Below are 12,153 nucleotides of genomic sequence, written 5' to 3' on the forward strand. Positions count from 1 at the left end.
AAAATTCTATGAAATCAGCCAATTTAGACTTGGCATACTATTTGCGTTATAAGGAAAGTGGAAAACGTAAAATATAAATTGGAGGGGAAAAGTAATGAAAAAAAGTTATAAGATAATTGCTCTTTTAACAGTTATGTGTTTACTTTTAAGCATGTTTGTAGGATGTGCAAAGAATGAACCTACAGAAACTGCTGCAGCAGCTGGGGAAGAAGTACAAGTAACACCAACAGAAGAATTAGATCCAAACGATAGAGTTCCTGCAATTGAATTTTGGATTCAAACACAAACAAAAGACCCGATTCGTTATGAAGCAGGTTTGATGATTGCAGACAAATGGAGAGAACTTGGCTTTGAAGTTGATGCTCAAACAAGAGAATGGGCTACTATGTCAGCTGAGGGTATGAAGGCTCATGAACACCAGGCATTTATGGTTAAGTGGGGCGGTAAGCCAGAGCGTGTAGATCCATACCACTGGTTGTATTCGATGCACCATTCAGCAGAAGATGTAGAGGGTGGCTACAACATTACAGGTTATGTCAATCCTGAATACGATGCATTAGCAGATGAGTTTGCTACAAACTTAGATATGGCTGCTAGACAAGAAGCTGCAAAAGGTATGCAGGCTTTACTTGCTAGAGACGTACCTCAACCACCAATGTTTAAATTAAAGCTTAAAAATGCTTATGATAAATCTAAATTCACAAATGTAACACCAGGTATTGGTTTAGGTGTTTATTCATTCTGGAACTTTATGAACATCACACCACTTACTGATGACACGACTTTAAACTTAGGTCAGGTTAATGATATCAATCTTTTAAACCCATTAGCAACTAAGACGGGTCAAGATATCTACATGTTAAAGAATATCTACGACCCACTGGTAAGATTAGATGTCAATGGTGATGTTGTTAACTGGTTGGCAACAGATATCAATAAGATTGATGATACAACTATTGAAGTAACAATTAGAGACGGCGTTAAGTTCCATGATGGTGAAGATTTAACTGTAGATGATGTTAAGTTTACATTTGACTTTGCCAAAGAAGTGTCATCACCAACATACAATGCTCATGTAAGAGCCATTGAATCTGTAGAGATTACAGGTGACAACACAGTAACATTTAAGTTAACAGCACCATATGCACCGTTTTTATCAAACACATTATCTCAATGTTTGATATTACCTGAGCATATCTGGTCTAAAGCATTAGAAGAAAAAGGCGCTGAAGGCGTTTTAACATGGGAAAACTTGCCGGCAATCGGTTCTGGTCCATTTATCTTTGATTACTGGAGACCAAACGAAGAGTTTGCATTAAAGGCTAACAAAGATCACTTTATGGTACCAAAGATTGATGCCATTGTAAGAACACCATATACACAATCAATGGGTCTTATCCAAGGTTTGGTAGCAGGTGAAATTGAATTAACATCTTACAACATGATGCCTATGGACTTAGAAGAAGTAAAGAACAATCCTAACATTGAAATCGTAGAATTACCTGATATGGGTTCTTACGTGATTCACTACAATATGAGAAAAGCACCATTTGATGATGTTTATGCAAGACGTGCATTAACAATGGCTATTCCAAGACAAACAATCTTAGATGTTGTCTTTGATGGTGGCGCTTTAAAATCATTCTCACTTGTATCTGATGACAACACTTTCTGGTACAACCCAGATATTGAAATGTTAGACTTTGATATGGCTAAAGCGAGACAAGAGTTAGAAGATGCTGGTTACAGATGGGACGTTGAAGGCAACATTTATTATCCTGAGAACTATACTGTAACACCATATTTACCAAGTAATTAGTAGAATTTGATATGTGTAGACTCTTTGAGTCTACACAACTTATGTTTGTCGAAGGAAACTTCGAATTATGAAATGGAGATTTTATGAGGTTATCAAAATACATATTAAAAAGAGTCATCATCGCCTTTTTTACTTTGATGATATTGATATCCATAGTGTTCTTTATGTTTAGAGTCGTGCCAGGCGATCCAGTAAGTATGTATATAGATTCGGGACTTGATCAAGAGTCTCAAGAGTTAATGATGAAGATGTATGGACTTGATAAGTCTATACCTGAACAGTATTTCATTTACATCAAGGGTCTATTTCAAGGTGACCTTGGAAACTCATTTACCTATGGTAAATCAGTAACGGAAGTTATTGGTGAAAGATTTTTAAACACTTTGGTTTTAACTACAACATCATTGATTATTGCCTTTACAATCGGTATTATCGGGGGTTCAATCCTAGCTTGGCATAGAAATACTAAGTTGGATTTAATCGGTACGGTTGCCGCACTCATCATTAGATGTGCACCTGTTTTCTGGACAGGTATGATTTTACTATCCATATTTGCCTTTAAACTCAGATGGCTGCCACTTGGTGGTATGACAACTGTTGGTAATGATTATACAAGTTTCTTGGATAAGGTTCTAAGTTTGGATTTTCTAAGACACTTGATCTTACCTGCTATAACTTCAGCACTTTACTCAATGGCAACCCCTACTTTGTTAATGAGAACATCTATGCTTGAAGTTATAAAAGAAGACTACATTGAACTTGCTTTTGCTAAGGGTATTCCTGAAAGAAAAGTAAGAATGAAACATGCTATGAGAACAGCTCTTTTACCTGTTGTAACCATCTTTGCTGTACAGGCTGGTTTGGCAATTGGTGGATCTGTTTTAGTTGAAACGGTATTTAGATGGCCTGGTATGGGGCGTGAGATAGTATTGGCTGTAAGTTCTAGAGACTACCCGCTGGCTCAAGGTGCTTTCTTATTTATAGGATTTACAACCATTACATTTAACTTACTTGCGGATATCTTGTATGCATATCTAGACCCAAGAGTTTCGTTGGATTAGGAGGCCTAGAGTGAAAAACGTATTGAAAATGTTTAGAAAAAATAAATTAGGTGTCATTGGCCTTGTCATCTTTGTATTCTTTGTACTTGTTGCAATCTTTGCAGATGCTATTGCACCTTATGATCCAATGGAAATTCAGTTCTTTGCTGAAGGCGGCGTAAAGAGATTACAACCGCCATCTGTAGAACACTGGTTGGGTACAACTTACATGGGTAGAGATGTCTTCTCGCAAATGGTGATCGGTTCAAGAGTAGCCGTTCTAGTTGGATGTATTTCAGCAGTCTGTGTTGCCTTTATAGGTACAAATGTTGGCCTAATTGCAGGTTATTTCGGCGGTAAAGTTGACAGAATCCTTATGGGTATTGTTGATGTGATGTATGGTTTACCATTTCTGCCATTCGCACTTATTTTGGTATCGGTTTTAGGGCCTGGTGTCCAAAACGTTATACTAGCCATTGTTTTGATTACCTGGAGAAACTCTTCAAGGGTTATCAGATCACAAGTATTATCACTTAAGAACAGAACCTTTATAGAAGCTGCAAAATTAAGTGGTGCAAGTGATGGCAGAGTGCTGTATAAACACATAGCGCCAAATGTTGTGCCGGTATCTTTAATTTATGTATCAACATCAATGGCGTCAGCAATCATGTCAGAATCATCTATCTCTTTTCTTGGCTTAGGTGATCCTATGCAAGTAAGTTGGGGAAGAATTTTATTTACTTGTTATTCCTCTCAGGCAATGTTTAAAGCGCCATGGTGGATATTACCACCGGGTATTGCAATCACAATGCTTGTATTATCAGGTTATATGATGGGTAGAGCATTTGAAGAAATTGCAAATCCAAGATTGAAGGAGAGATAGGTATGGCATTATTAGAATTAAAAAACGTCTCAGTTGAATATAAGTTGTCTGAAGGTAAATTAAGAGCCGTTGATAATGTATCTATGAAACTTGAAAATGGTGATGTACTTGGACTTGTAGGTGAATCAGGATGTGGTAAAAGTACACTGATCAAAGGTATTATCAATTTGCTGCCTTCAAACGGTAAGGTTTTAGATGGCAACATTCTCTTTAATGGATCGGATTTAACTCAGATATCTGTTGAAGAAATGAGAAAGAAAAGATGGAAAGAGATATCACTCATAACACAAAGTGCTATGAACTCTCTAAATCCTGTTTATAAAGTGGGTACTCAGATTATAGAACCCATCCTTGAGCACAATGGTGGTACAAAAGCTGAGGCTATGGAAAAAGCAAAGGAACTCTTTGATTTAGTTGGTCTTGAAAGAGGTCGTTTAGACGATTATCCACATTCTTATTCTGGCGGTATGAAGCAGCGTGCCATTATAGCCATGAGTTTAGCCTTAGATCCTAAGCTGATTATAGCGGATGAACCAACAACAGCGCTAGATGTAATTGTACAATCGCAGATACTTGAGAGAATCAACGCCTTATTAGACCAATACGACGGATCAATGATTCTTGTTACTCATGATATATCTGTTGTTGCTCAAACATGTACCAAGGTTGCGGTTATGTATGGTGGAAAAATCATTGAGTATGGTGATGTGGTTCAAGTCTTAAAAAGACCGAATCATCCATATACAATGGGGCTTAAAAATGCCTTCCCATCACTTGTTGGAGAGAAAAAAGAACTGGTTTCTATTCAAGGAACACCGCCTGATTTATCTAAGGAAATCTCGGGCTGTAGATTCTATGAAAGATGTCCATTTAGACAAGATAAATGTAAAGAAGAACTAGAAATAACAAATGTGGAAAATGGTTATTTTTATTGTGCTAGAAGTAATGAACGAGATGAACTTCGTAAATTGGCGGATATTGCAGATACATGGGAGAGAATGTGATGACTGAAAACAAAAGAGTAATAGAAGCCATCAATCTACGAAAAGAGTTTAACGTCAAAGTCAGAACAGATGGCAAAGTAAAGGAAAGAAAAACATTAAAAGCCGTTGATGGCATCAACATATTTGTCAACAAGGGTGAAACACTAGGTATTGTTGGTGAATCTGGTTGTGGTAAAACGACAACAGCCAAGTTGCTTCTTGGTCTTCATGAACCGACAGATGGATCTATTGTGATTGGAGATACCAAGCTGACACATATGAATCGAAAGGATATGAAAGCCTTTAGAAGACAAGCTCAAATGGTTTTTCAAGATCCATATGAATCTTTAAACCCAAGATTTAGAATCAAAGATACCATCATGGAACCCCTTGAAATTCATAAGATTGGTAAAGACAAGGCTGAGCGCTATGAAATGGCCAAGCAGATATTAGAAGAATCTGGGCTTAAACCTGCTGAACAGTTTATGGAGAGATTTCCTCATGAAATGTCAGGTGGACAGCGTCAACGTGTTGCTATAGCCAGGGCTTTGGTTTTACAACCGGATTTTCTAATTGCTGATGAGCCAGTTTCTATGCTGGACGTTTCAATCAGAGCAGGTGTTTTAAAACTCCTTAGAAAGATGATAACAACAAGAGATCTAGCAGGTATTGTTATTTCACATGATATTTCCTTGGTAAGGTACATCAGTGATAGAACTGCCGTTATGTATCTGGGTAAAGTTGTAGAACAAGGACCTACAGAGTCGTTAATAGAAAAAAGATACCATCCTTATACAGATGCTTTAATGGAAGCGGCACCAAATCCTGATCCGGAGTTAAAGTTTTCTTTATCAAAGATCAAGGGTGAAGCGCCAAATCCAGTGGATTTACCGTGTGGATGTAGATTCCATACAAGGTGTCCAAAAGCCATGGATGTATGTAAGAAGGATGAACCAATAGAAGTAGACATGGGTGGTGGCCATATGGTGGCTTGTCACTTATACGGAGGAAAGTAATGATGAATGCCTTGATACTTGAAGAGATGACATGGGTAGAACTAGATGCTGTTAAAGATGACATTGAGTTGGTGATTATACCACTGGGCTCCACAGAACAGCATGGTCCAAATACAACTTTAGCAACTGACACCGTTCGTGCTAGGGCTATGGGCAGGTTAATAGGAGAGAAGTTCGGATCAAAGGTCTTAATCGGTCCAACACTGCCAATTGGTCTTTCTTATCATCATATGAAGTTTCCAGGCACACTTACATTTTCTTTAGAAACCTACATTAAAATGACCAGAGACATTTGTTGGTCTTTAAAACAACATGGTTTTAACAAGGTGCTCTTTATTACAGGTCATGGTGGTAATAAAAGACCTGTTCATGAGTTTGCAACAGAGGCTAAAAAGGAATTAGATATGGATGTTTATATTTCTTCCATGGGCGGTTCTTTGGTAAAGGAACTTGCTGCAAAAGAAGATTTTACAGACTTTAAGGGCCATGCTTGTGAAGTAGAAACTTCTCAGACCATGTTTTTAGCACCTGACCATGTAAGATACCATGCACTTGAAGCTGCCAAGTTTACAGACCATACCCTATATTTAGACAAAAAATATGCTTATGACGGGGGTGTTTTCTGGGACTATAAAGAGGTCAGTGAAAATGGTGCATTAGGTGATGCGACAAGAGCCAGCCTAGAGTTTGGTGAAAAGATGAATGCTTTAGTCGTAGAAAAAATTTCGGATTTTATTTCAGAAATAATTCTGAAGAGGGGATAGATTATGATAAGAGCCTCAGGTGGTATGGTTTCAACGGCAAGAAAAGAAGCAACGGATATAGGCGTTGAAATCATAAAAAAAGGCGGCAACGCCATTGATGCTGCTGTTGCAGTAGGCTTTGCACTCGGTGTATGTGAACCCAATGCCTCTGGTTTAGGAGGCGGTGGCTTTATGACCTTGTACCATAAAGGTCAGGTATCATTTATTGATTTTAGAGAAATTGCACCTAAAAGCGCAAGACCGTCTATGTGGTCTTTAGATGAAAAGGGCAATATCATCGATGATGCCAAAAGTGAAGGTGGCAGGTCTATATGTGTCCCTGGTGAGGTACCTGGTTTGCTTTATGCACTTGAAAAACATGGTTCAATGTCCATAAAGGAAGTCATTCAACCAGCCATTGATTTATGCAGAAATGGCTTTGTGGTCAGTAAAATCCTTAAAAAGGATATGACCCTTTGTTCAGGTAAACTTGAGAAGTTTAAAGAAGAGGGTAATCCTTACTTAAAAGCGTATCAAGTTGGCGATATCTTTTACAATGAACCTTTAGCTCAGACTCTTGAAATCATTAGAGACCAAGGTCTAGAAGGCTTTAACAATATCATAGGAAAGAAGATATCAGAGTCTGTTAACAAACATTCAGGTCATATGACTGTAGAGGATATTAAAAACTTTAAGGTAAATGAAGTTAAACCCATTAAAGGCACTTATAGGGGTTATGACATTTTATCGTCACCACCGCCATCATCAGGTGGGACTCATATTATTGAGATTTTAAACATACTTGAGAATTATGATTTTAAGACCATGGATGTCAACTCTGAAGACTATATTCATATACTCTCAGAAGCTTTTAAGCTTGCCTTTGCAGATAGACAGACCTATATGGGGGACCCTAACTTTTGCAAGGTGCCTCTTGAGGGTTTGACATCAAAGGCATATGGTAAGTCGCTTGCTGATAAGATTACACCGTTATCAGGGTCCTACAGCCCAGGTAATGTTTATGATTATGAACCAAAGGACACCACACATTATTCCATTGGTGATTCAGATGGCAATATGGTTTCTGTGACAAAAACCATCAGTGCTTTCTTTGGTTCAGGTGTAGTACCTGAGAATACAGGTATTGTACTTAATTGTCAGATGAGAGGTTTTATCTTAGGTGAAGGAAAAGCCAACTCTGTTGGACCTCATAAGAAACCCCTATCTTCTATGAGCCCAACCATCATACTTAAAGACAAGAAGCCTTTTGCCATTTTAGGTTCGCCTGGTGGCAACAGGATCATACCAATTGTTTCTCAGCTGATAGTTAAGCTGATTGATTATCAAATGAATATCAAGGAGGCCATTGATTCTCCACGTATATCGGATGATATGACAGAAACAGTTTACTTAGAAGGAAGAATTTCAAACGATATCCAGGAGGCACTCAAAAAACGTGGCCACAAGGTTGAGAGACTTTTAGACTACGACCGAAAACTAGGTGGCGTACAGGGTGTTAGGTATAAAGATAACGAACTTGAGGGTGCAGCTGATCCAAGAAGGGATGGCGTAGCAAGAGGTTATTAAGGGTGAATATATGATTTCAAATAGAAGAAGTACAAGTAAAGAAGCCATGGTCTCCTCAGGTAAGGAGAAGGCATCTGAGATAGGTGCAAAAATTCTAAAAGAAGGTGGTAATGCCATAGATGCAGCTGTTGCAGTTGGCTTTGCCATGGGTGTCTGTGAACCAGCCACATCAGGCCTTGGTGGTGGTGGTTTTATGACCATTAAGACGGCTGATATGACAGAGCCTGTATTCTTAGATTTTAGAGAATTTGCACCTGAAGCCGCATCTACATGCATGTGGCAACTGGGTCAAGACGGTAAAGTTATTAATAAAGAAAATGCCATTGGTGCTAAGTCTGTTAGTGTGCCAGGTGAAGTGGCTGGTATGGTATACGCCTTAGAAAACTATGGTAGCCTCTCTTTAGAAGAAGTCATTATGCCGTCGGTAGACCTTGCAGAAAAAGGCATTGAAGTCACTGAAATGATGAAGAAGATGCTAGAAACTTACAGCAAGTATTTAAAGGATTGCAGATCTGCAAGCCAAGTTTACTTAAGAGGTGATCGACCTTATCAAGTCGGTGAAATGTTTATAAATCCAAGTCTTGGTAAGTCTTTAAGGCTGATCGCCAGTAAGGGGCCAGATGTTTTTTATAAGGGCCAGATTGGTGATGCCATTGTTAAGACTGTAAAAGAAAAGGGTGGTATTTTAACAAAAAAAGACTTGCTAGATTATAAGGTGGATATAAAAAAGCCTGTGATTGGCCATTATAGAGGCTATGATATCATTTCATCACCACCACCATCATCAGGTGGTACCCATATCATTCAGACTTTAAATATTTTAGAGAATTTTGAAGTGAAAGATTTACAAGTGAATTCTCCTGAATATATTCACTTATTTGCAGAAGCCTTTAAGCTTGCCTATGAAGACAGGGCTAAGTTTATGGGGGACACAGATTTTGTAGATGTGCCTTTGAACGGCTTAAGATCAAAGGCTTACGCAAAAATATTAGCAGAAAAAATAGATCTTAATAAGGCAACCAATACAGCCTATTACGATCCTTGGACTTATGAACACGATGATACGACTCATTATTCTATAGCAGACAAAGAGGGCAATGTGGTTTCAGTAACCAAGACCATCAACCATTTCTTTGGTTCTTGCATGGTTGCAGAAGGCACAGGTATATTACTCAATGATACCATGGCAGATTTTTCTACTAAGAAATATGATATCAATTCTGTGGATACAAGAAAAAAGCCTTTAAGTACAATGGCACCAACCATTATTCTTAAAGATGGTAAGCCGGTTGCGGTACTAGGCTCACCAGGAGGCAACAGGATCATCAATGCAGTTGTTCAAGTTATATCTAAAATAATAGACCATGATATGGATGTACAAGAAGCTATTGATTCACCTAGAATCACACAGAACTTCTCAAACTCACTTTGTTATGAGGACAGAATTCCTGAAGAGACTGTTCAAGCACTTTCTGAAATGGGACATGAGATGCTGGTTCGTGATGCTTTTGATAAGAGAATGGGTGGCGTTAATGGTGTCTGCTACAAGGATGGACAAATCATTGGTGGTGCTGACTCTAGAAGAGACGGCGTAGCCATAGGTTTATAGGAGAGGATATGTATAGAGATACCTATGTTGAGATTAATTTAGACAATTTGGCTTTTAATTTAAAATCTATCAAGGATTATGTGGGAAAAGATGTATGTGTAGCAGCAGTTGTTAAGGCTAATGCCTATGGGCATGGTGCTGTAGAAATAGTCAGAACAGCCATAGAAAACCAAGTAGAGGTTATCGCTGTTGCGACCCTTACGGAGGCATTAGAACTTAGAAGGCACTTTGATGTAGATATATTCATTATGGGTTATACGCCAAGTGAGTACCTAGACCAGGTGGTTAAAGAAGGGATTACTCAGTGTATCTTTTCTTATGAACAAGCAGTCAAGTTAGCTGAACTCGGTAAAGTTTATCAAGTAAGACCTAAGGTTCATATCAAATATGATACTGGTTTTAACAGACTGGGCTTTAGAGACTGTGATGAAAGTATAGAGACCATTAAGAAAATCCTTGAGCTTGATTTAGATGTAGAGGGCATTTTTTCTCACTTTGCCTTGGCAGGACATGAAGAAAATGTTTTACAAGTTAAAAGACTGAATGAAGCCATAGAAAAGATAGATTACAATTTTAAATACAAACACATCTGTGATTCTATTGCTGCAGTAGAGTATCCTGAGTTCCATATGGATATGGTAAGGGTAGGAGCACTTATATATGGTTTGAGTTCTTTCAGAACTAAGACCATACCACTTAAGCAAGTCATGCAGTTTAAAAGTAAAGTATATTATGTCAAAGATATAGAAGAAGGCGAAGGTATAAGCTACAATTATAAGTGGCAGGCTAAAAGAAAGAGCCGTATAGCGACCTTGCCACTAGGTTATTCTGATGGTTATCCAAGGAATATGTTTGAAAAAGGCATGGTAACCATTAAAGGACACAGGGTACCAGTTGTAGGCGTTATCTGTATGGATCAGTGCATGGTTGATATTACAGACTATCCTGATATCAAAGAAGGTGATGAAGTTGTCATTTATGGTGATGGTTCAGATAGTTCTTTGTCAATTGCAGAAGCAGCTTTACTGGGCCAAACCAATAAAAATGAACTGATTTCAAGAATCACTAGAAGAACACCAAGAATATATATTAAAGAAGGTAAAGTTTATAAGGAGTTAGACTACCTGCTTGAAGGAGTATAATATGGCGTTAAAAGAAAAGATTGAATCGATATTCGATGAATTGGTCGAGATCAGAAGAGACCTTCATAAACATCCCGAACTCAGTGGTAAGGAGTTAAGAACAGGTAGGAAGATTTGTGAGTACCTGGATGCTTGGAATATAGAATTTGAAACAGGTATTGCAGAAACAGGTATTGTTGCTATTATAAGAGGCCAGTCAGGTGGCAAGACCATTGGTATCAGAGCAGATATCGATGCCCTTCCAATACAAGAGCCTGATGAACTGGATTTTCATTCTATCAATGATGGTGTCATGCATGCATGTGGACATGATGTACATACAACCATTATGTTGGGTGCTGCTAAGGTTTTAAAGTCGATGGAAAGTGAATTAGTGGGTAATGTGAAGTTTTTCTTTCAACCAGCTGAAGAAGCCATTGGTGGAGCAGACAGAATGATCAAAGATGGTTGTTTAAAGAATCCTGATGTAGACCACGTTATCGGCCTGCATGTTATGCCTAACATTAAGACAGGACAAGTTGAGCTTAAATACGGTAAATTAAATGGTAATTCTGGCAGCGTTAAGGTAGAAGTAGTCGGAGAATCTGGCCATGCTGCTTATCCAGATAAATCCATTGATGCCATTGTAATGGCAAGTGCTATTGTAACCAACCTTCAGACCATTGTATCTAGAAATGTATCACCCCTAAATTCTACCGTCTTAACATTCGGTAAAATCTATGGTGGTGAAAAATCCAATATCATTACTGACAGGGTTATGTTAGAAGGTACTTTAAGAGCTCTTGATACAGAATCAAGAGAGTTTGCCAAAAATCGTATCAAGACCATGGCTGAATCTGTAGCTGAGGGTTTTGGTGGTAAAGCCAATGTAACCTTTAAGGATGGGTATATAGCCCTTATTAACGATGATTTTGTAACGGATATAGTTAAATCATCTGCTATAGAGGTTGTTGGCGAAGAAAATATTGTTTATAAGGAATTTCCTTCTATGGGTGGAGAAGATTTCTCTTATTTCTCAGATCAAGTACCATCTGCCTTTTTCCATTTAGGGTGTGGTCATGATGGTGAAAACTTCCCACTACACAGCAAACACTTTGTTGTGAATGAGGCGTGTATGAAAATTGGTGTTCAAGTAGAAGTAAATGCTGTACTCAAATTATTAAAATTATAAAAGAGTAGTTTATCAAGTGGTCTATCTGGCCACTTTTTTTCGGTATAAGGGAACTTTTTTATACTCCTTCCGTCTAATGAGAGGATACTGTAAGGTAATTGGGAATATTTTGTAAATTCTATTGCTATTAATTGAGAAAAATTGGTATAATAGAATATGT

The 12,153-nt window shown here is 38.1% G+C and carries 10 protein-coding genes; all 10 read left to right on the plus strand.

Annotated features, from left to right (window positions below; genetic code table 11):
* Window positions 1-94: 94 nt before the first annotated feature.
* The 10 genes from EZV73_RS07925 (at window position 95) to EZV73_RS07970 (ending at window position 11,993) form a co-directional block, all read left to right on the plus strand.
* Window positions 95-1,819, plus strand: coding sequence for an ABC transporter substrate-binding protein (locus EZV73_RS07925; protein ID WP_240839720.1), 1,725 nt, complete (start codon window positions 95-97; stop codon window positions 1,817-1,819).
* Between the two features lie 83 nt (window positions 1,820-1,902).
* Entirely contained in the window at window positions 1,903-2,880 is a 978-nt protein-coding gene (locus EZV73_RS07930; RefSeq protein ID WP_240839721.1) for an ABC transporter permease, read from the plus strand.
* 10 nt (window positions 2,881-2,890) lie between these two features.
* Window positions 2,891-3,742: an ABC transporter permease gene (locus EZV73_RS07935; RefSeq protein WP_240839722.1), complete on the plus strand. Its 852-nt coding sequence runs from the start codon at window positions 2,891-2,893 to the stop codon at window positions 3,740-3,742.
* 2 nt (window positions 3,743-3,744) lie between these two features.
* On the plus strand, window positions 3,745-4,746 hold the full coding sequence (locus EZV73_RS07940; RefSeq protein WP_240839723.1) for an ABC transporter ATP-binding protein: 1,002 nt from the start codon (window positions 3,745-3,747) through the stop codon (window positions 4,744-4,746).
* Entirely contained in the window at window positions 4,746-5,741 is a 996-nt protein-coding gene (locus EZV73_RS07945) for an ABC transporter ATP-binding protein (RefSeq protein WP_240839724.1), read from the plus strand. The genes EZV73_RS07940 and EZV73_RS07945 overlap by 1 nt, the downstream gene beginning before the upstream one ends.
* Entirely contained in the window at window positions 5,741-6,505 is a 765-nt protein-coding gene (locus tag EZV73_RS07950; RefSeq protein ID WP_240839725.1) for a creatininase family protein, read from the plus strand. The genes EZV73_RS07945 and EZV73_RS07950 overlap by 1 nt, the downstream gene beginning before the upstream one ends.
* Before the next feature lie 3 nt (window positions 6,506-6,508).
* The gene (gene ggt / locus EZV73_RS07955; RefSeq protein WP_240839726.1) at window positions 6,509-8,071 is read left to right on the plus strand and encodes a gamma-glutamyltransferase; all 1,563 of its coding nucleotides are present in this window, start codon (window positions 6,509-6,511) and stop codon (window positions 8,069-8,071) included.
* A 10-nt stretch (window positions 8,072-8,081) separates the two neighbouring features.
* The gene (gene ggt, locus EZV73_RS07960; RefSeq protein WP_240839727.1) at window positions 8,082-9,680 is read left to right on the plus strand and encodes a gamma-glutamyltransferase; all 1,599 of its coding nucleotides are present in this window, start codon (window positions 8,082-8,084) and stop codon (window positions 9,678-9,680) included.
* Between the two features lie 8 nt (window positions 9,681-9,688).
* Window positions 9,689-10,822 (plus strand): alanine racemase, encoded by a 1,134-nt coding sequence (gene alr, locus EZV73_RS07965; protein ID WP_240839728.1) that lies wholly within the window; start codon window positions 9,689-9,691, stop codon window positions 10,820-10,822.
* A gap of 1 nt (window position 10,823) precedes the next feature.
* On the plus strand, window positions 10,824-11,993 hold the full coding sequence (locus tag EZV73_RS07970) for a M20 family metallopeptidase (RefSeq protein ID WP_240839729.1): 1,170 nt from the start codon (window positions 10,824-10,826) through the stop codon (window positions 11,991-11,993).
* Window positions 11,994-12,153: the final 160 nt, after the last annotated feature.

Origin of the sequence: Acidaminobacter sp. JC074, assembly GCF_022496765.1 — a bacterium.
GTDB lineage: Bacteria > Bacillota > Clostridia > Peptostreptococcales > Acidaminobacteraceae > JABXKX01.